Origin of the sequence: Caballeronia arationis (assembly GCF_001544975.2) — a bacterium.
GTDB lineage: Bacteria > Pseudomonadota > Gammaproteobacteria > Burkholderiales > Burkholderiaceae > Caballeronia > Caballeronia arationis.
The window spans coordinates 1-19,548 of the sequence record NZ_FCOG02000110.1; the positions used below are offsets into that span (position 1 = coordinate 1).

General features: G+C 62.0%; 15 protein-coding genes. 12 read left to right on the forward strand and 3 right to left on the reverse strand.

Annotated features, from left to right (window positions below; translation table 11 throughout):
- Positions 1-285: 285 nt before the first annotated feature.
- The 3 genes from AWB81_RS33015 (at position 286) to AWB81_RS47305 (ending at position 2,444) form a co-directional block, all read left to right on the forward strand.
- Entirely contained in the window at positions 286-516 is a 231-nt protein-coding gene (locus AWB81_RS33015) for a hypothetical protein (RefSeq protein WP_062641482.1), read from the forward strand.
- Positions 516-947, forward strand: coding sequence for a TA system VapC family ribonuclease toxin (locus AWB81_RS33020; RefSeq protein ID WP_062641484.1), 432 nt, complete (start codon positions 516-518; stop codon positions 945-947). The genes AWB81_RS33015 and AWB81_RS33020 overlap by 1 nt, the downstream gene beginning before the upstream one ends.
- Before the next feature lie 636 nt (positions 948-1,583).
- Entirely contained in the window at positions 1,584-2,444 is an 861-nt protein-coding gene (locus AWB81_RS47305) for a transposase (RefSeq protein ID WP_087135358.1), read from the forward strand.
- Between the two features lie 275 nt (positions 2,445-2,719).
- Here the strand turns inward: AWB81_RS47305 and AWB81_RS33030 are convergent, their stop codons facing one another.
- Entirely contained in the window at positions 2,720-3,148 is a 429-nt protein-coding gene (locus AWB81_RS33030) for a hypothetical protein (RefSeq protein WP_062641486.1), read from the reverse strand.
- 349 nt (positions 3,149-3,497) lie between these two features.
- Between AWB81_RS33030 and AWB81_RS33035 the strand changes: the two genes are divergently transcribed.
- The 3 genes from AWB81_RS33035 to AWB81_RS33045 are packed head-to-tail and all read left to right on the forward strand — an operon-like array spanning position 3,498 to position 6,046.
- On the forward strand, positions 3,498-4,919 hold the full coding sequence (locus AWB81_RS33035; protein ID WP_062641487.1) for a GMC oxidoreductase: 1,422 nt from the start codon (positions 3,498-3,500) through the stop codon (positions 4,917-4,919).
- 46 nt (positions 4,920-4,965) lie between these two features.
- A complete protein-coding gene (locus AWB81_RS33040; RefSeq protein WP_062641489.1) occupies positions 4,966-5,451 on the forward strand; it encodes a VOC family protein in 486 nt (161 codons plus the stop codon).
- A gap of 4 nt (positions 5,452-5,455) precedes the next feature.
- Positions 5,456-6,046: a 2OG-Fe(II) oxygenase gene (locus tag AWB81_RS33045; protein WP_144444235.1), complete on the forward strand. Its 591-nt coding sequence runs from the start codon at positions 5,456-5,458 to the stop codon at positions 6,044-6,046.
- On the opposite strand, the gene AWB81_RS33050 is transcribed toward AWB81_RS33045, so the two are convergent.
- Entirely contained in the window at positions 6,032-7,237 is a 1,206-nt protein-coding gene (locus AWB81_RS33050; RefSeq protein WP_062641494.1) for a radical SAM protein, read from the reverse strand. The genes AWB81_RS33045 and AWB81_RS33050 overlap by 15 nt on opposite strands.
- 100 nt (positions 7,238-7,337) lie before the next feature.
- Positions 7,338-7,505, reverse strand: a complete 168-nt coding sequence (locus AWB81_RS45975; protein WP_159938973.1) for a hypothetical protein — start codon at positions 7,503-7,505, stop codon at positions 7,338-7,340.
- A gap of 372 nt (positions 7,506-7,877) precedes the next feature.
- Between AWB81_RS45975 and AWB81_RS33055 the strand changes: the two genes are divergently transcribed.
- The 6 genes from AWB81_RS33055 to tnpC all read left to right on the forward strand — a co-directional run.
- The gene (locus AWB81_RS33055; protein WP_062641495.1) at positions 7,878-11,060 is read left to right on the forward strand and encodes a TIR domain-containing protein; all 3,183 of its coding nucleotides are present in this window, start codon (positions 7,878-7,880) and stop codon (positions 11,058-11,060) included.
- A 240-nt stretch (positions 11,061-11,300) separates the two neighbouring features.
- The gene (locus tag AWB81_RS33060; RefSeq protein ID WP_062641498.1) at positions 11,301-12,779 is read left to right on the forward strand and encodes a toll/interleukin-1 receptor domain-containing protein; all 1,479 of its coding nucleotides are present in this window, start codon (positions 11,301-11,303) and stop codon (positions 12,777-12,779) included.
- A complete protein-coding gene (locus AWB81_RS33065) occupies positions 12,776-16,978 on the forward strand; it encodes an nSTAND1 domain-containing NTPase (protein ID WP_062641500.1) in 4,203 nt (1,400 codons plus the stop codon). Before AWB81_RS33060 ends, AWB81_RS33065 begins: the two co-directional genes overlap by 4 nt.
- A 270-nt stretch (positions 16,979-17,248) precedes the next feature.
- Positions 17,249-17,653 carry an IS66 family insertion sequence element accessory protein TnpA gene (gene tnpA, locus AWB81_RS45980; protein WP_159938974.1) on the forward strand — a complete coding sequence of 135 codons (405 nt, stop codon included), beginning with the start codon at positions 17,249-17,251 and terminating at the stop codon, positions 17,651-17,653.
- Positions 17,647-17,994, forward strand: a complete 348-nt coding sequence (gene tnpB / locus AWB81_RS33075; RefSeq protein ID WP_144444236.1) for an IS66 family insertion sequence element accessory protein TnpB — start codon at positions 17,647-17,649, stop codon at positions 17,992-17,994. Before tnpA ends, tnpB begins: the two co-directional genes overlap by 7 nt.
- A gap of 63 nt (positions 17,995-18,057) precedes the next feature.
- Positions 18,058-19,548: IS66 family transposase (gene tnpC / locus AWB81_RS33080; RefSeq protein WP_062641503.1), on the forward strand; the 1,491-nt coding region annotated here is incomplete at its 3' end.

Here is a 19,548-nt window from a genome sequence, read left to right on the forward strand (position 1 = left end):
TTGTCTGGACACGAACCTACGACAAAATGCGACATCTCTACTTGGCGGAAATGCGACATTTGAACTTGGGACCTACACGCGAAACGACGATAATGTTAGTTATGTCAACTCTAATGACGCCCGTGTTCGAGCTCGCGTCGACAATCACGTTCCGCTTAGCCTCGGCGCCCTTTGGAAAAACCCTGAGTGCATTCAGGAATCGCCCCGGAATTGATGCGCGATGCTTGATGTTTGATGCGGTCTGGCTATAATTGGGTGTTTGCGGCGTGATGACTTGGAGGACCCATGCGAACGACCCTTGATATCGACGACGACGTGATGGCCGTCGTACGCGCCCGCGCGGAGCGCGAGCACGTCTCGATCGGTCGCGTTCTGTCGACGCTCGCGCGGGCGGCGCTGCAGCCGATAGCCACCACCCCAACGATGCGCAATGGACTGCCGGTCCTGCCGAACACGCGCGCCGCGCGCCCGGTAACGCTCGATCTCGTCAATCAGTTGCACGACGAGACGTCCTGATGGCCTATCTGCTTGACGTCAACGTACTGATCGCACTACTCGACGCTGGCCATGTGCAGCATGAGGCCGCGCACGCATGGTTTGGCCAGGTCGGGCATGCGGCTTGGGCAACCTGTCCGCTGACCGAAAACGGCGTGCTGCGCATCATCGGCAATCCGCGTTACCCCAACACACTCGAGACGCCGGCAGCTGTCGCACCACTCATCGCGCAGTTGCGGGCGCATCCCAGCCACCAGTTTTGGGCTGACGACATGAGCCTGCTCGATGCACAACACGTCGATGCGAGCCGGATCCTTGCGACCGATCAGGTGACCGATACCTACCTGCTCGCGCTCTCGCGCGCGCATCGTGGCACGCTCGCGACGTTCGATCGCCGGCTCGTCGTCGACGCGGTGCCAGGCGGCGCGCGGCACCTTGAATTGATCACATAACGGCTTGCGCCGACGCCTGAGGTGAAAGCGCTTCTTCGTTGTGATGCCGCTGCGGACTGAAATTCGAAGTTCTGATTCGATTAGGATCGCTACTTAATTTCGGCAATACTATTTATGTCAATTCTCGATGCGTGCGCCGAAGGCCGTCCCAAGGAGGACAACCCGCTTAATTGTTTTGCCGCTTTTGCCACGGCGACATTGTCTGACGGTGGGCCGTCTGGCCTGAACTCGCGTCCACGCAAAGCCCCCATCAGTTATTTATCCTTGTCCGCTATTGCCAGCAACCTCTTCTTGATCCGCATAGGCATTGAGAGATGCGGAGTTGCCGATACTTCTCGATCACTTCTTCCCGGCTGTCACCGTCTGGGCCGCGACCGATTTCTGTATACATCAAATTCCTCGTTTTCGATCGGGCGCGGCGTTTGAATTCCGCGGCCTGCGACCTTAAACCATCGCGAGCGAAGTGGATATGCCGATGCGGCGACGTTGCATACGCTGTTGCATCCCTAGCCGGCATATAACCAACTGGTTGCGGGTTTCATGAGGCGGCAAAATTTGTCTGCGAGTCGCATCAGGACGGGATTTGGTGGTCTGCGCGGCCGGATCGGTTAAAGTCCGGATTTGCGGACGTTACGAATGGCTGGAAGTCAATGCGGGCAAGCGATTCCAACGAAATTGAGCGTTGAGCAGTTCGAGCAATTTGTCTTGCCGCATCTGAGCAGGGGTCGGCGCGGACCGGCACCGACGCTGGGGTTACACAAGATCTTCAACTACATCCTTCAGCTGCTGTACATGGGCTGTCAGTGGAAGGCGCTGCCGATCGAAAAGAATGACGAAGGTCGTCCTGAAATCCACTACACGCGCATCTATCGGGCACTGCGGCGGTGGCAGGCCGATGGCTGCATCGACAAGATTTTTGCCGGCTCGGTTCGCAAGCTTCACCAGGACGGGCTGCTCGACCTCACGGTCATTCACGGCGACGGCACGACCACTGCCGCGAAGAAGGGCGGCGACAACCTGGGGTACAGCGGACACAAACACCTCAAGGGCGACAAGGTGGTCGCCTTCTGTGATCGCCGCTGCAACGTGATCGCGCCATTCGTTTCTGCCCCGGGTAACCGCAACGAATCGCCGCTGCTGCGTGACGCGCTGCCCAGACTGAACCACATGGCCCGCGCCATTGGCATGGACCTGCAAGGCTCAACGGTCAGCCTGGACGGCGTCTACGACTGCCGAGCCAATCGCAAGGCGATTTTCAACCGGGACATGATTCCCAACATCCCCGAAAATCCGCGTGGGCGTAAAACGCCGAAGCGGGGCCGCAAACTGCGCTTCGATCCAGCCATTTTCGAGGAGCGCTTCAGGACCATCGAGCGGGTCTTCGCCTGGGAGGACAAGTTCCGGCGCCTGCTGCTTCGCTTCGAGCGTCTGAGCCCGGTACACTATGCATTCAAGACCCTCGCTTACACGATGATCAACCTGCGGCACTACGGCTGACGATCAGCGCTGTTGCGAACACCATGTCGATGGCGCACCGCGCCATGAAGCGTCACGTCAACGTCATCTTCAATACTGACAAACCATCGCTAAAATAGCGTAACGATCGATCTTTTCACAACTCTCGAATCGCTCCTGCAGCCCACGCTGTATCGCTCCTTCACATCGTGCTTACGCTCGAGCGAAACCCGCAACCAGTTGTGTAAGTCATCGCCATGGTGTTCGCCTTGCTGACGTTGATAACGGAACGGCCACGCAGCGCGCGCGGTAACGGGCTATCCAGGGTGCGGCTCGCTGCCCGAAGCCGCGATGATGCCGTCGAGCCGCTCGTTGCTCGCCGCGTCCGCGGACACGCGCCGATAGTGAAGCTGGGTGCCGGGCGTGCGCACCGACTCGACGATTCCTGCCGCTTCGAGCATCGCGAGCGCCCGCTCGACGAGGTTGGCGTTCGACGGAGCGAGACCGAGCCACCATTGCAGAATGCCCTCGGTCGTGTCGCTCGCCAGCGGATTCACGCGCCAGTAACACGCAAGACGCCGGAGCACATCGGCTATGGGAAGTTCGCCGTCACGGGGCGACCGCGCACAGGCATTCATGCCGGTTTGACATGCAAGCTCGGTGCCATCATGGGTCTGCCGCGCGCCGCCGCTTGAGGACGTCGAAGCCGTATCGCGCGCCCCGCGGAAGGTGGACGTCTTTGTCATGTTGCGACGTATCCCGGATGCCGGCACGACCATCCCGGGCGGCAGGGCCGCATGGACCGATTTGTCCGGGCAAGCGCGATCAAATGTCCGGCTCATGCTCCGGCGTCGGTCTTCGCGGCAACTCGAATGCGCGAGGCGCAGGCGCTCGCCTCGCGGCGGCGGCGACGGCGACGGTTGGAGTCGACATGACGACGCTCCTCTCTGAACGAAACGTGAGAGGAAGCCGAGAGAGGGCAGCGCGGGAAGCGACGATTTGGCCGATGAAGCGGAGCAGGAACGTTCAGGTTTCGCCCGTTGAAGCGCCACATGTTTTGTTGCACACTCAAGATCCACGGCGCAGGGAGATCCGATGATCGAAGATGCCAGAGACGACCGCGTAGTCCTCACGCGCTCGACGCAGGTCGCCATTGTCGGAAGCGGTCCTGCGGGTGCCGTGCTCGCGCGGGCAATGGCGCGGCATGCACAGGTGCTCGTCATCGAGAGCGGCGGAGCGGATGCGTCGGCCGATACTACCGCGCTCTACGAAGGCGAGACGGGCGGCATCGACTACTCGCTGACCGCCAGCCGCGCGCGGCGGCTCGGCGGCACGTCGCATCTCTGGTCCGGCTGGTGCGCGCCCTTCGACGCAGCGGACCTCTCGTCACGCCCGTGGCTTGACAGGACCGGCTGGCCGTTCGGCATCGACACGCTGAAGCCCTACTACGCACGCGCCGCGCGAGCGCTGCATCTGAACGATGCGACCTTCGACGCGCGCGGCACGCTCGATGCGCTCGGCATGCCGCCGCCCTGGCGCGACGATAAGCGCGCGACACTTTCGCTATGGCGCTTCGGCAAACCAACCGCCACGTTCGGCGACGACCCGGTCTGGAAGCAAGCCGACGTGCTGTGTCACGCCAATATCGTCGATATCCGGCTCAGCCAGTCCCGCGAGCGCGTGCGTGAACTCGTCGTTCGCACCTTGAACGGGCGTGAAGGGCGGATCAGCGCCGAGATCGTCGTGCTCGCGTGCGGCGGAATCGAAACGCCGCGCCTGCTGCTCGACTGCACCAGCCAGATGGCGCAGGGCATCGGCAACGCATACGGTCATGTCGGACGGTTTTTCATGGAGCATCCGCATGCAGCGATCGGCACGGTGGATGAACCCGCCGACGACTGGTTCCGATGCGCGATCGGGCGGGGCATGGATATTCATGCGCATCCGTTCATTCTCGCGTTCGGCGTGCCCGCCGGCTGCAAGCGCGAAGCGCCGATGCTCAATGGGCGCGCACACTTCTACCGCTCGCCCGATTTGCGCGATGCGAGGGCGCACATCGGCCTGTTCATGGAGCAGGCGCCGGATGCGCAGAGCCGCGTCATGCTGGCGAATTCGCGCACTCGGCTGGGCACGCGCCGCACGCGGCTGAACTGGACGCTTGGCGCGCTGGACGAGCGCAGTGTGCAAGCCAGCGCAACGCTGCTCGCCGATGCGTTCGCGAGCATCGGCATGCGGACCGCGCGCGTTGCGCCTCCGTATTTCGCGGGACGCGCGTGCGTGACGTACACGAACCATCACATCGGCACGGCGCGAATGTCGCACGATCCGCGCCACGGTGTAGTCGATGCCAATTGCCGCGTGCACGACATCGACAATCTGTATATCGCCGGGAGCGCGGTGTTTCCTACATCGAGCTGGGCCAATCCGACTTTCACGCTCGTGGCGTTGTCGCTGCGCCTGGCGGGGCATCTGCGAACTCGGCTGCATTCCGCTCGTGCGAACGCCGTGCTAGAGTGAACCGGACGTTTTCTTCACGGCCCGCGTTACCGTCACGAGGTCAGTCATGATCCAAGGCTTCTCGCACGTCGGCGTCTCGACTCATAACATGGAGAGGACCATTGCGTTCTATGAAGACCTGCTCGGCTTTCGCCGCGTTGTCGATGAAACGGTGCACGTGAACGACGGCGGCACGCTGCGGCAGTTGTCTTTTGACGTCGGCGGCGGCCAGTACATGGTGTTCATGGAATGCAATAACGTGCGCGGCATTTCGGATGACTACGACACTGGTATCAATCGCGCGCTGGGCCTTCCAAGCGGTATGTATCACTATGCGTTCCGCGAACCATCCTTCGAGGCGCTGGAGGCGCGGCGCGCGCGGCTCCTGGAACGCGGCGTCGAGGTGTCGGACGTCATCGACCTGGGCGCGGCGCTCGCCGTCTTCCTTCAGGACTGCAACGGCATTCAGCTCGAATTCGTCCATCCCGTGAGACCCTTCGATGAAACCGACATCGGACGCGTCTCCCACGCAGAGATCGCACATGGTGAGTGATGGCGTGTCCCGCTTGCGCGCGGAGATCGGCGCGAGCGGATTCGCCTGCATGCCCGATGCGCTCGATGCCACGCGCTTCGGGGCGTTACAGGCGGAAGCATCGGTTCGCCGCCAGGAAGCGCTACGCGCGTGCGGCGATGGGGACGTGCGATATCGATCACGCGTCGCCCCGCTCGGCGACGTCGCGCGCGCTTTTCTTGCGGGCAGCGAACTCGCATCGGCGCTCGAAAGCGTGTTCGATGACGCTTACGCATACGAGGAGGAAGCCAGTTGCTACACGTATTACGAAAGCGGCGACTTTCTCGGCGTGCATCGCGATCGCCCCGATGAATGCGAGATCACGGTCATCGTGTATCTGCACGCGCAGGGTCGCGGCGCCGATGCACCGGATACAGGCCTGCGGCTCGACATCTATTCGGGCGGCGATACGGACGAGCGTCGCCTGGTCCACTTCATTCCGACACGCACCGGCGGGATGGTGCTCGGACGCGGCGCCGCCGTGTGGCACGCTCGGCCGCCGCTGCTTCAGGACGAGAGCGTGATCGCGCTGACCGCCTGCTTTCGCGCGCGCACGCGGCCGTCAGACGGCACTTGATCGCGCGTTGCGATTCATGTCGTCGAGCAGCGTGTCCGTGAACGTCTGTACGTGGACGAAGCATTCCGGCGTGCGCGTCGCCGTGAAGTCGGCGTATCGCCGGAACTTCACGAGGTTGTAGCCGCCCGCGCACAGGTCGAAGTATTCGCAGTCGTGCTCACAAGCGGCATGGCTGGCTTCGAAGTCCGCCGCGATGCGCGCGAGTTTTCCGCTTCCGGCGATCGCGTCCAGGTCGTCGCTCAGGAGATTGCCCAGCAGAAGCCCGCGTCCGTCGCCATACAGGTCGCCGCACTCGTCGCCTGTCAGTCCGGCGTAGAAGGTCGAGACGTCGCCGTTGGTCATCACGTTGAGCGTTCTGAACGGCATGCTCATGCTGCGGGCGTCGTAGCGGGGCTTGTCTGCCTCGGCCGAAAAAATGCGTTCGTAGAAGCTCGCGAAGTTGCGAATACTCAGCCGCGTGCCATCGATGCCCCAGCGCGCATAGACCGCCAGCATGCGGCGAAGGAAATCGCCGTATTGTGCGGCGAAGGCGTCGACGGATCCGGGGTCCATCGACACGACGTCGAGTTCGTCGTGAAGATTGAAATGGAAGTCGCGGATGCTGTCCGCGTACTGCGCAAAGAAGTTCACGAATGCTTCCGGATGCGCCAGACCATCACGCGAGAGGACCGCGATGGCGTCGAAGCGCAGGCCGTTGCGTCGCATCAACTCCATGCCCGCCAGCGTGCGCTGGTGGGTGGGCTTGTGCGTCCAGCTTAGCCGATGCGCATCATGCAGGAAGGCCGGACCGTCGCAACTGATGCCGATGCTGATGATATCGCCGAGTTCCTTGAGGAAGTCGCACCATTCCTGAGTGATCAGCGTGCCGTTGGTTTGCAGATCGAAGCTGATGCCGAAATCCGGACCGCATAGCGCGTCCCGCAGTTCGAGGATCGTGCCAATGGCCTCGCGATAATAGGAAGGCTTGAGCACCATCGGCTCGCCGGAGTGCCAGCTCACGCGAAGCGCGCGGTCGATATAGCGGCTGCCGAGAATGCGCTCGAAGATTGCTTTCAGCACATCGGGCTGCATCGTCGCGGTGTTCCTGCGCGTGGCTTCGCCCAGATAGCAATACGAGCAATTGAGATTGCAGAAGGGCGTGCCTTGCAGCACGACCATCTCGATGGGAGCGATCTTGCGTTCGGCGAGCATGACATCTCCCAATGCCGGCATCAGGGCGCGACACGAAGCAATGTTGAAAGCCGCTTCCCTGACCTGGAACAAGAGCCCGAAGGAACGCGGCAAGACGCGCTCATCTGCGCATCATGGGACCCCACGACACCATGCAGGTCGAATACTTATAGCCTGTTCCCGCCACCTTGAGCGGTTCATACGTCTTTAGCTCGCCGCGCTCGAACGCTGCTCTGACATTTTCGACTACCTTCAGGACGCCCGGTCCGGTCGGCATCTGTGCGTTCATCCTGCCTCCTTGAGTTGGATTGTTTGAATGAAAATGGACGAGCGTTTCACGGGGCGCTGACGCCCAAAAGGAGTCTAGTACACCACAGCAAATGCGCCAGGCCTTTTTCGGTCTCGCTCGTGCTTCAATGTGGTCCGCTTCTCATAATTCTCGACGTCCATTCGGGCTCGGGCCGTGTCTGCCGGTCTTGACGATGCTCGACTTTTAACGCACTCTTGACTCGCCAGAAGAAATGAGTCGGTTAGCACAACACCACGTTCTTGCCGACCCGAGCATTTCCGCAACGGATCTCGCGCTCAGACCATGCTCCCCAGTACTTCCCGCTTTTCGCGGGAATCGTCATAAGAATGCAATTGAATTTGGGCGGTGCATATGGCGAGCTCTCGATCCCCACATGGCGAAGCAGCGTGGCGCGCGCAACGGCCCTGGCTGAGCATCCCGCCTCACTTCACCGATCGCACGGAGGAAACCAAAGCACTGGCCGGGCTGCTCGACGATGAATCAGTGCGCGTCATCGCGGTTTGCGGGCGGCAAGGCGTCGGCAAAAGCGCGCTCGTCGCCCGCGCGCTGAATCAGGTGGAGCGCAGGCGGCGCGTATCGAAGTACGTCGAGACGATATCCGTGCGCGCCGTCGACGCCCTCCCCAGTATTTTTCCTGTCATACGCGACCTTCTGATCGACCGACTCGGCCCGATGACCCGGGCCGCATTGCGCCCCGCGCTGGCCGAAAGCGACAGTGTCGTGAGTGCGACCCTGGAAAGCACGGGCAATGCGTTCGCGCAGGCGAAGGTTCAGGTGCGCATCATCATCGAGAAGTTCGAGTATCTGGTGGCCACGGACCGGAACCCGAACGCGAACGCGAACGCGAACCTGATCGAGGATTGGCAGACGCTGGACATGCTGCGCTTCATCGCGCTGGACGAACGCAACATCTTCAAGGTGATCCTGACGACTTCGCTGGTGCCGGCTGAACTTCTACGTCTGCACCCGTCGCGTTTCTGCAAGTACGAATTGCGGCACGGGCTGCGCTCGCCGCATGGAGAAGCGATGCTTCGGCAGATCGACCGGCACGGCATCTTGCGTCTCAAGGAAGCGACGGACGAAGACCTCAGCAGCGTGGTGGCCCTGACCAACGGATTTCCGCTTGCAATGGAACGGTTCGTTCCCCATGTTCAACTGAATCCGAGCAAGACGATTCGGGAGATCGTCGAAGATATCCGGACGCGGGCGCGCGAGGATATCAAGGTCGAGCCGGGAAACGACGAGACCTTGTGGTCGATCATCGGCAGCGCGTTCGATCAGCTTTCGCCAGTCGAGCGAAGCGTCGCCCATGCGCTTGCTATTCATGAAACCTCCGCCGACCGCGACGAGATCCTTGCGCTGCTTCCGAAGTCGATCGAGCGTGACGAGTTCGACGCGGTCTTGAATTCGCTGGTGCGCAAGTACATCGCGAATCAGGAAAGCGACGGCAGATTCAGCGTGGATAAGGCCGATCGCCTCTATGCCATCGCGTCCATGACGACCTACAGGACGATGCGCTTGCGGCTGCGCGCCGTGAATTGCCTCGCCAGGCAGCCGGACAGTCCCGATGACTGGCGCACCGATACCGACATCCGGTCGCAGATGGCGCAGTTCCGCCTCTGGTTGCTGCTCGGCAGACCTCGGCGGGCGCTCGAGGTGCTCGAACGCATCGTCGGCTTTCTCGATGCGCGCGGCTCTTATGGGCGGATCGCCGAGTTGGCGCATCTGATCATCATCGAGTCAGCAAAGGATGCGCGCACAGTGTACCGGGCGCGTCATTATCTCGCCGACGCGAAGTGGCGCATGGGCGATCTCGCTGCCGCGATGGACATTCAGAAGACCGCGCATGCTGAAATGGAACGATGCGGCGGATTGGCCGATGAGCTTCTCGAATCGGAAGGCCGCCTGTTGCGGTTCGATCGGCTGCGTGGCCCGGATCCCGAGTTGCTCAAAAGATGCCGCGCTTTCGCGCAGAAGCTGAAGCAGCGCAAGCCGGACGACTTCCGTCAGAACGCGCTGGCGTTGCGCGGCGTGGTGGTGTGCGAGTTCGAGTTGGGTTACCTGGATGAAGCGCTGGAAACGCATGAGCGCACGTATGCGCAGGCCCTTGCCTCGAAGGACGCTGAGTTGATCGGCACGGCAGAGCTGGATTACGGCGTGATCTACGCGGCAACAGGCCGGCTGAAAAAGGCGCGCAAGCACTTTCTCAAAACGCTGCGCGGCTCGCAGTCGAGCCGTCATACAGGGCGGCGCGCGTTGCATCTGGGTGAGTATGCATCGTGTCTGATGGCGCTCGGCCATGCCAGCGAAGCCGCCGACAAGGTCGTCGAGGCGCTCAAACTGCTCGCACCGGCCGGCGAACCGATGGGGATCGCTTACTACAAGCGCCGGTATGCCGAAATCCTGTTGGAGCAGGGCAACCTGAGCGCCGCTGCGCGCGAAGCGGAGCAGGCGCTCGACGCAGTGGACAGCTCGAATGTCTTCGGGCCGGAGCATGCCCGCGTGCATGCCGAGATCGGGCTCGAACAAGGCAACGATGCCGCGCCGCTGCTCGCCGTGCTCGATAGGTTTCAGGGCGACCTTTACCCCGACTGGAACTATCATAACGTTCGCGGCATCGCCTGCCTTGCCGAACATAAGCCGATGGGCGCTCAAGAATCGTTCGAGCGGGCTTTGCATTTCGCCGAGCTGTATCTGAAGCGATGCGCATGCAATGTCGACGCGCTCGCCGGTAAAGCGCTCGCGCTCGCCGGGCTCGCCGTAAGCATGCCGGATTACCGGATGGAAGTCGCGCGCCGCGCATACATTGCGATCGCGGATCCCGAGTTTGGCGCGGGCACGCTCGCGCGTTGCGGCAGACGCCTGCACCTGCTTGGCAAGTTTGATTCATCGAACGGGATCAGACGGCTGCTGGCAGAACTGGGCGACCGGTTCGCTCCACTGCCCGACTCCGGTAAGGAAGTATACGTGTCGTACCGGCACGAACCCGCGAGCACCGCGTTGGTCGATGAGATCGAACTCAGGATGCCGTCGCAGTTTATCTTCTTCCGCGACAGCAATGAACTTCTGTTCGGCGATTCGATCGATGCATACATGATGCGCATCGGCCGGGCCGAGCACATCATCGTGGTGCTGAGCCTGAGCTACCCGCGCAGGATCACGTGCATGACCGAGCTGCGCTACGTATGGGAGCGGCGCGATAAAGCGATGGAGAAGCGCATCGTGCCGGTCGTAACCGATTCGCTTCGTCTGGACAAGCGGAAGACACGGGACGAATACGGGGCGTTCTGGACGAGCGAGTATGAAAACCTGAAGGCATCGATACCGGAACAGCGGCTGAAGCGAGGCACAATGGAGAGCACAGAGCTGGAGAACATCAAGTTCATTCGCGATCACATCACCGAGATGCTGCTGTGGCTGTCGGACATACTCGCGCCGGCCAAGCGGAGGCACGGCGAGAAGACAGTCGATCACGTCATTTCGATGCTGAAGCACCGATCTCGAAAGGCCGGGCGCCATGAACGGCGAAAATGAGCGCACGGACGCCGACCGTTAAGGAAAACGATACAAGCGTGAGCAAGAAGGTCGCACGCTGTGTCGCCGGGCGGCGCTCAGTAACAAGATGGCGGCGAATGCAGATGTCATGGCCGCAAACCCCTAGTTCCATGCGCTAAAAATAATCGTTGACGGTCGGCGATTTCGATCGGGTCGTCACCTGACCCCTTGGGGAGACACCAGAATTGCGCGCGGTCGAAGGACTTCGAGGGGGGAAACGTGCCGTCAGTTCCGGGTTACGACATCTTTATCAGCTACGCGCATGCCGACGATGAAGTTCCGCAAGGCGCCGGCACGCCTTCCGGCTGGGTCTCCTCGCTCGCATACAACCTGAATGTCGGACCGAACGTCCGCAAGAAGAAGATTTATATCGACCATCGGCTCAAGCCGGGCGACAATTTCAGCGCACAGCTCATCGACAAGGTTTGCGCATGCAAGCTCTTGATCATTCTGCTCTCGCAGAACTACATCGATTCCGAGTGGTGTGGCAAGGAGCTGGAGCGCTTCGTCGCCAGTCACACGAACGATCCTGAAAAACCGACCGATGTGTTCGTCGTCGAGCTTGCTCCCTACGAGGAGCTGGTGAAAGTGCCGGACAATATCGCTCAGTTGCGCAAGAGAAACATCCACGCCAAGTTCTGGGATCACCCGATCAACGCCAAATCGCCCATTCTCGCCGGCTATCCGACGCCGCAGGGGTGCTCGCGCGAAATCGAACAGCTTTACTGGAGCATGCTAGGGGAATTGCAGCGCGCGGTCGATGAGCGTCTGCGTGAGATGGGCGACGGTCGCGAAGAATCGTCGCGCCAGCCGCTCGTGTTTCCCGGGACCGATGCGAAGCCGTTGAGCATGGCGAAGCCGAACCTCGGCACCATTCTGCTCGCGGACGTGACCGACGACCTCGAAGCATTGCGCAACCGCCTCAAGCTCGAGCTCGAGTCCGAAGGCATCACCGTGCTGCCAGTCGACGGCGATTATGTCGGCTTGGGCGCCGACGAGTTCTACAACAGCATCGCGGACGATCTCAAGCACAGCGATCTGTTCGTCCAGATGCTTTCTTCCCATGCCGGCCGCAAAGGACGGGGCTTCGCCGCTCCCTTGCCGCAACTCCAGCTCCGGAGTGCCCGGGAAGCCAACCGTCCCGTGATGCAATGGTGCGATCACTTGCCCGGGCCCGGCGAGATCGACGACCCGGCGCACGGAAAGCTCTTCGATACCCCGTACATTCGCGCGGCCACGCTGACGACGTTCGCATCCGAAGTGGTCAAGCGGTTACGGGAAATCAAGCAGCCGTGCGCAGGGCCCGGGCCCCTTCGCAGAACCCTCTTCCTCGACGATCTCGCAGGCGAACCGGGCCTCAAGGAACGCGTGCGCGAGATTCTGAAAGCAGAGAACTGGGACATCCGACGTCTGCCGGCATCGGCGTCGCTGGGTGGCAACGGCATCGACATCGCGGAATTGCTCAAGCCGTGCCGGGCGGGCATCACCTTGTATGTCGATCAAAGCAAACACACGACCGTCTGTAACCGGCTCCTGTACTTCCTGAATCAGGTGGCGTTGTCCAGCCTGCCGGTCGAGCGCTGGGGCGTGTACATGGAACGCGGTAGCGTCGCGGACGAATTCGGCATCGAGTCGGATGATGTCGTCGAGCTGTCGGAAGGCGGTCTCATCGCCTTCGTGCGCGGGCTGCAACGATGAAAAGCCTCACGCTCAAGATTGCGTCTCCGTATGTCGGACTGAGGCCGTTCAAGGAGCAGGAGACGCTCCTGTTTTTCGGCCGCGATGCGCACGTCCACGACCTGCTGGTGAAGTTGCGCAAGCGTCAGCGGTTCATCGCGGTGCTGGGCGCGTCGGGCACCGGGAAGTCGTCGCTGGTGCGCGCGGGGCTCATTCCGGCGCTGCATCGCGGCGGGCTGAGCGAGGCCGAGCACGACTGGAACGTCTGCATTTTCAATCCGGGTGACGCGCCGCTCACGAATCTCGCGCTTGCGCTGACCGAGGACCCGAGGTGGGTCGAGTACCAGGATACAGCGACGGCCGTGTCGTCGCTGAGCGCGAGCCTCGCGTCGAGCCCGCTCGCGCTGGCCGAGTTGTACCTCAGGCGCGCCGACCGGTTCCAGGGGCAGGCGCTGTTGCTGGTCGTCGACCAGTTCGAAGAGATTTTCCGCTTCCGGCAACGCTACATGGACCACGCCGAAGCGTTCATTCAGCTTTTGCTGCGCTCGACACTTGAAAATGTGCCGATCTACGTCGCGCTGACGATGCGCTCCGACTTTCTCGGTAATTGCGTCGCTTTTCAGGGCTTGCCAGAGGCAATCAACAGTGGCATCTACTTAACACCGCGGCTCGGTGCCGAACAATTGCGCGCGGTCATCGCTTCGCCGCTCGGGCTGACGGGCGGCGACATCGATCCGGTGCTCGTGACCCGGCTCATCAACACGCTCGGCGGTGACGATGAGTTGCCCGTTCTCGAACACGCGTTGTTGCGGATGTGGAACCGCGCGTGCGCCGATGGGCGCCGGACGATCGTCGAAGGCGATTTCGAAGCCGTGTGCGCGCCGGGCGCGCATGCCGCCGAGAGCGGCGCGGCGAAGCGCTTCGCGCCGAAACTCGCATTCGCCATCGACAACCACGCATCGGAAATCTTCGACGCGCTTTCACCCGACTGCCAGCGCGTGGCGCGTCAGATTTTTCTGGCCTTGGTCGAGCGGCGCGAGGAAAAGATCGTGCGGCGGCCGCTGCAACTGCGCGAACTGGAGCAGCTCGCCGGACCGCATCGAGGATGCGACGTGCAGGCCGTGATCGAAGCGTTTCGCGCCGAGCGCGCCGGCTTTCTGCTCCCGCCCGGTCGCGTGCCGCTGGGCGGCGGCACCCTAATCGACATCAGTCACGAGAGCCTGTTTCGTCAGTGGCGGCAATTTCAGGCATGGCTCGCTGACGAACGACTTGATGTGCTCGAACTGCACGAATGGAAGCAGCGCGCTGAGCGGCATCGGCAAGCGGGCGGCTTGCTCGACGAGCTCGATTGCGAGCGCGCCAGACGCTGGTGTGCGCGGGTGAGCGAACGCGGCGAGCCCGCACTCTGGGCGACGCGTTACGCAGGCGAGGATGCATTTGCGCTCGTCGACGATTACATTCAGGCAAGCCAGGAGAAACAGAAAGAGGAACAGGAGGCGCGCGCCAGGCTCGAACAGCAGGCGCGGCAAGCGGAAGTGCTGCGGGTGAAGGCGGAACACGCGCGGCTCGAAGGCGAAGCCGCGGCTCAGAAACTGGCTGCGGAACAAGCGGCGTTCGAGCAACATCAGGCCGAAGCGGCCAGGAAGGTAGCCGAAGCGGACAAGCAGCGCGCCGAAGAGGGCAAGCAGACTGCCGAGCAGTTCGCGATTGTCACCCGGCGCAAGTCTAGAATTGCTTATTGCGCGTGCGCGCTTTCGGTGTTGTTGCTGCTGATCGCCATCGTGACGGCGCATCAGGCGCTGACTGCCAAGCAACAGGCGACGGCAAGCGAAATCGCCGCCAACGCCGAAAACATGGCGATGGACAACCCCGACGAAGGCCTGTTGCTTGCCATCGCTGCGCGCAACGTGGACCAGGTTCCGAAGGCGGATGCGTTATTCCGCTGGGCGGAAGGCAACCTCGCCTACGACAGGATCCTGCGCGGCCACGAACAGGCCGTCACGGCCGTCCAATTCTCGCCCGACGGCAAACTGCTGGCGAGCGCGGGCGAGGACAAGACCGTCCGCCTCTGGGACGCTAGCACCGGTCGGCAGCGCCAGATACTGAGCGGGCATGAAGATACGATCTATTCAGTCCAGTTCTCGCCGGACGGCAAGACGCTGGCCAGCGCGAGCGAAGACAAAACGGCGCAGGTGTGGGACGTGCAGAGCGGCAAGAAACTGTTCGTCCTGCGCGGACACGAAAGCGCCGTCTACAACGTGAAGTTTTCGCCGGATGGCAGTCTCATCGCGACTTCGGGCGGCGGCTCTCCGAAAGACCTGACTGCCCGCCTTTGGGATGCACATACCGGCCAGCTCCTGCAAGTCCTGCGCGGACATGACGCCCCGGTGGGTAACGTGCAGTTTTCACCCGATGGCACCATGCTCGCCACCGCCAGCTACGATTCGACAGCCCGGCTGTGGGACACGCGCACAGGCGAGTTATTGTTCGTCCTGCGCAGCGAAAACGGGAACTCGATCAACAACATCGAATTCTCACCCGATGGCCGTACGCTGGCGACGGGCGGCTATGACGACGGCATCCGCCTGTGGGACACGCATACCGGCGAACAGGTGGACGAACTGTCCGAAGGCTTTACATCCTCCTATGATGTCCGCTTCTCGCCCAATGGCGCACTGCTCGCCAGTGCGTGCGACGACAAGGTCATCCGGATCTGGAAACTCGGCACGCAAGAAGAACCGCTCGTGCTGCGCGGCCACGAGGGCCCGATTTATTTCATTGAGTTCGCGCCCGATGGCAAGACCCTCGCGAGCGTCGGCATGGACAAGACCGCGCGCCTGTGGGACGTCGCCAGCGGCAAGCCGTTGCAGATCATGCGCGGCCACGGCGGCGCCATTTTTGGTGTGGCCTTTGACCCGACCGATGGCAAGTTGCTGGCCACGGCGAGCGAGGACGGCACGGTCAGGCTATGGCGCGCGGCGCGCGGAGAGGGGCCTCTGGTCATGCGGGGGGACCCTGGCAGCATCGGAATCGCGCGGCTGTCGCTCGATGGCCGCAAGCTGGCGACGACCGAAGGACGCAAGGACCAAGAACCGACGATCAGGATCTGGGACCTGCGCAGCGGCATGTTCCTTCAGGTGATGAGCGAAAGCGCGGGCAGCATCACCAACATGCAGTTCTCGCCCGATGGGAAGATCGTGGCGACGCTTCTTTCCAGCAACGAAGTCCATTTATGGAATGCACTGACCGGAAGGACGTATGTGGCGCTACGTAGCGCGGACGAGGTCAGCCAGTTGGTGTTTTCGCCCGATGGCCAGATGGTGGCGACCGCTGGCGCGGGCGGCGTGACGCGACTCTGGAACGTGCAGACCGGAGAGACGTTTCGCCTGGTCCGCGAAGAGACGCGCTCCGTGACGAGTCTGCGATTCTCTCGCAACGGCGACGTGCTCGCCGTCGGCGGCGCGGACGGAAAGACGCATCTGTGGAACGTGCGGACGGGCGCGGATCTCCACACGCTGTCCGGACATACCAATGCGGTGACGGAACTGCTCTTTTCCGAAGACGGGACCATTTTGGCGACCGCGAACAACTCGCCTTTCTCGCCCGACACCACCGTTCGATTGTGGGCCGTGAAGAGCGGAGAGCTGTTGCAAACGCTGAGTGGGCATGAGGGCGGCGTTTCCGTCATGGCTTTCTCACCCGACGGCGCGACGCTGGCCAGCGCCAGCACGAACACGTTCTCTAGACAGAGTGCTGCCCATCTGTGGCGCGTGAGCAGCGGCAGGGAACTGCAGGTGTTGCGCAGCCCAGGACAGAAAATCAACGGCCTGGCCTTCTCACCCGACGGCGCGACGCTCGTCACGGCGATCGAGGACAACACCGCGAAATTGTGGGACACACACAGCGGAGGCGAGCTGCAAGTGCTGCGCGGCCATGACGGGCCGCTCATGATGGCGCGCTTCGACGACAACGGCAAAACGCTGGTCACCGTCAGCAAGGACGGAACCGCGCGGATCTGGAGTTGCAACGCGTGCCGTCCTGTGCCTGAGATCGTAGCGAAGTTCAAGGCGCTGATTGGCCGGACGCTGACGGTTGACGAAGAGCGGCGCTTCGGCGTACCCGATTCACCCGGTCCCTGGTCCATGGTGACCGGGATGTGGCGACAATATTCCGTGCGTGAGCCAGCCTCCCCAAAGGAGCAGCGTGCTGATCGTCATTGAGGGGGGAGTAATGCCTCGCCATTGTGCCGTCGCAAGCAACGATGCCAGCCCGATCGCGCAGCGATCCAGTAGGTCGAAAGGCGCGAACGCTTGCGTTGCATTCGGATTGCGTAGTCGGTCCGCGATAGCCTGCAAGGTATATTTGCCTCGCCGAGTGACCGGCCGCGCGACCGCCGCGTCCCGGAGCGATCGTATCCGTCAGCGCATCCCGTCTTGAGCTGAGGTTATCGCAGTGCGAAGGTGTTTGCATCGTCAACACTGGAGCTAGCGATGGAGAACCCAACAGGTGTCGAGGCCGCTATGCACCGACCCAGGCAAGGCGCAGCATTTTGGCTGCAAATGGTCGTAGCTTGGAGAGCGAGCGGGATGGGGGCACGACGTTTCTGCCGCGAGCAAGGACTGGCAGTCAGCACATTCGGTTTGTGGCGCAAGAAACTCGCGAAAGCGACCACGGCGCCGCCGAGTTCTCTCGCGATGACCCCGGACGCTGCGTTCGTCGTCGCGCATTCGGGCACAACCCCACTCGAGACGCCGCCTTCATCGACCACGGATAATTCGTCCTCTCGTGATCGCGTGATCGTGACTCTCGCCGGTGTTCGCATTGAACTGGTCGGAGTTCACGCCGAGCGCATTGTGCGCTTCGTGCTCGGACAGCTTGGCGGTGCACGGTGCTGATCGCCGCTGACGTCCGAGCCTACATCTGCCGCGAGCCGGTCGACATGCGCAAGTCGATCGACACGTTGTCATATTTGGTCGAACCGCTGCTTGCGCAGAAGCCGGCTTCGGGCAACCTGTTCGTGTTTGTCGGCCGGGACCGCACGAAGGTGAAGTGCCTGTATTGGGACCGCACTGGGTTCGCGCTTTGGTACAAGCGGCTTGAACATGGGCATTTTCCATCGCCCTCGGCACTGGCACAACGCGGTTTCACACTCGCGGAGCTCAATGCCTGGCTCGAAGGCATAGAGATTCCAGCGCGCGAACCTCATCGCGCCGTCGCCGTGACGCGCGTAGCGTAAGCGCCCGAATCGCTCGCCATTCAGGGCTCGCGAAGCTTGTAAACGTCGCGCGAGTTGGGCATCATGGTTGACATGTTGCCCGCCGCCATCACTGCCGGGGATCTGCCACTCGAGCTCGAGGCGCTGCGAGCCTTCGCACTCGAACAGAACCGGCTCGCATGCGTGTTGTGGGAGCAACTGGAGAGCCTGCAGCATCAGATCGCGCAGCTCAATCGCGCACGCTTCGGTGCGAGTTCCGAGCGCCTGGCGGGTCAGGCCGAGCTGTTCGACGCCGCCATCGATATGCCCGTTCCTCCCGAGCCGGCGAAGGTTCCAGTCACCGGGCACACCCGCAAGGGACGCCCCGCGTTGCCAAAGGACTTGCCACGCACGCGCATCGAATATGACCTCAGCCACGAAGAGAAGGCCGCATTCGACGCACTTGAGCGCATCGGCGAAGAGCGTAGCGAGACGCTGCATTACGAGCCGTCAAGGCTCACGGTCATCGAACACATCCGCTTCAAGTATGCAGCGAAGAAGGATGGCGAGTCGACCATCGTAACAGCGAGCGCTCAGCCCTCGCCGCTGCCCAAGAGTAATGCGAGCGCGAGTCTGCTCGCAAACATCCTGGTCAACACCTACGTCGATCATCTGCCCTTGAATCGGCAAGAGATGCGCTATGCGCGCCGTGGTATTCACCTACCGCGGGCCACGCTGTGCGAATGGAAGCTGGCCGCTGCAGAATTGCTCGGCGTCCTGATGCCACCGCTGCGTGCGCACCAGTTGAAGGCGCCTCGCATGCACGTAGACGACACGACACTACCCTTGCTGGAGAAGGGTCGCAAGACCACACGCACTGCTCGATTATGGGGCTATCTGGGTGCGGGCCAACGCGAGGAGAATGGCGTTTGGGTAGATCACCCTCCAGCCGTCGTCTTCGAGTTCGCTGAATCGCGCGCGGGCTCCCATCCGCAACGTTACCTGCAAAACTACAGAGGCTATTTGCAGGCCGACGCATATAGCGGGCATGAAGCGCTCTATGAAACAGGCGACATCATCGCGGTTGGTTGTTGGGCGCATTGCCGTCGACGGTTCTTCGAAATCGCCAAGACCCAAAGCAAGCCGGGGCTCGCGGCACAGGCGCTGCAGTGGATCGCCCAGCTGTACGCCATCGAGTCGCGAATCAACCATCAGACACCCGACGTCAAATATGCGGCGCGGCAAGCTGAGGCATTACCGGTACTTGCAAAGTTCCGTCAATGGTTGGAAGGCAACGTCGTCGGTTTGCCGGCTCAGGCACCGCTCGCCAAAGCGTTTGGCTACGCGTTACGGCATTGGCAAGCGCTAATTCGCTACACAGAGAGCGGTGTTCTGTTACCCGACAACAACGCTTTAGAACGGCAGATCAGGCCGATTGCGACGGGGCGTTCATTGTGCACCTCCTTCCGAATCCTCGATAAACATTGGGAGTTGGCCTTCGATGGCGGTGCGACACGGACGAAGCTTCCGGGTAGTCAGCGCGGCATCAACTGCCTCGGTATGCAGGTCGCTTGCGCGGATCTGCCATGGAGCGTC

Coding starts and splice junctions, on each gene's coding strand:
- AWB81_RS33065 (WP_062641500.1), top strand. CDS start 12,776: ATGAAAAGCCTCACGCTCAAGATTGCGTCTCCGTATGTCGGACTGAGG.
- AWB81_RS33030 (WP_062641486.1), bottom strand. CDS start 3,148: ATGACAAAGACGTCCACCTTCCGCGGGGCGCGCGATACGGCTTCGACG.
- AWB81_RS47305 (WP_087135358.1), top strand. CDS start 1,584: ATGGCTGGAAGTCAATGCGGGCAAGCGATTCCAACGAAATTGAGCGTT.
- AWB81_RS33035 (WP_062641487.1), top strand. CDS start 3,498: ATGATCGAAGATGCCAGAGACGACCGCGTAGTCCTCACGCGCTCGACG.
- tnpA (WP_159938974.1), top strand. CDS start 17,249: ATGGAGAACCCAACAGGTGTCGAGGCCGCTATGCACCGACCCAGGCAA.
- AWB81_RS33020 (WP_062641484.1), top strand. CDS start 516: ATGGCCTATCTGCTTGACGTCAACGTACTGATCGCACTACTCGACGCT.
- AWB81_RS33050 (WP_062641494.1), bottom strand. CDS start 7,237: ATGCTCGCCGAACGCAAGATCGCTCCCATCGAGATGGTCGTGCTGCAA.
- AWB81_RS33015 (WP_062641482.1), top strand. CDS start 286: ATGCGAACGACCCTTGATATCGACGACGACGTGATGGCCGTCGTACGC.
- AWB81_RS33040 (WP_062641489.1), top strand. CDS start 4,966: ATGATCCAAGGCTTCTCGCACGTCGGCGTCTCGACTCATAACATGGAG.
- AWB81_RS45975 (WP_159938973.1), bottom strand. CDS start 7,505: ATGAACGCACAGATGCCGACCGGACCGGGCGTCCTGAAGGTAGTCGAA.
- AWB81_RS33055 (WP_062641495.1), top strand. CDS start 7,878: ATGGCGAGCTCTCGATCCCCACATGGCGAAGCAGCGTGGCGCGCGCAA.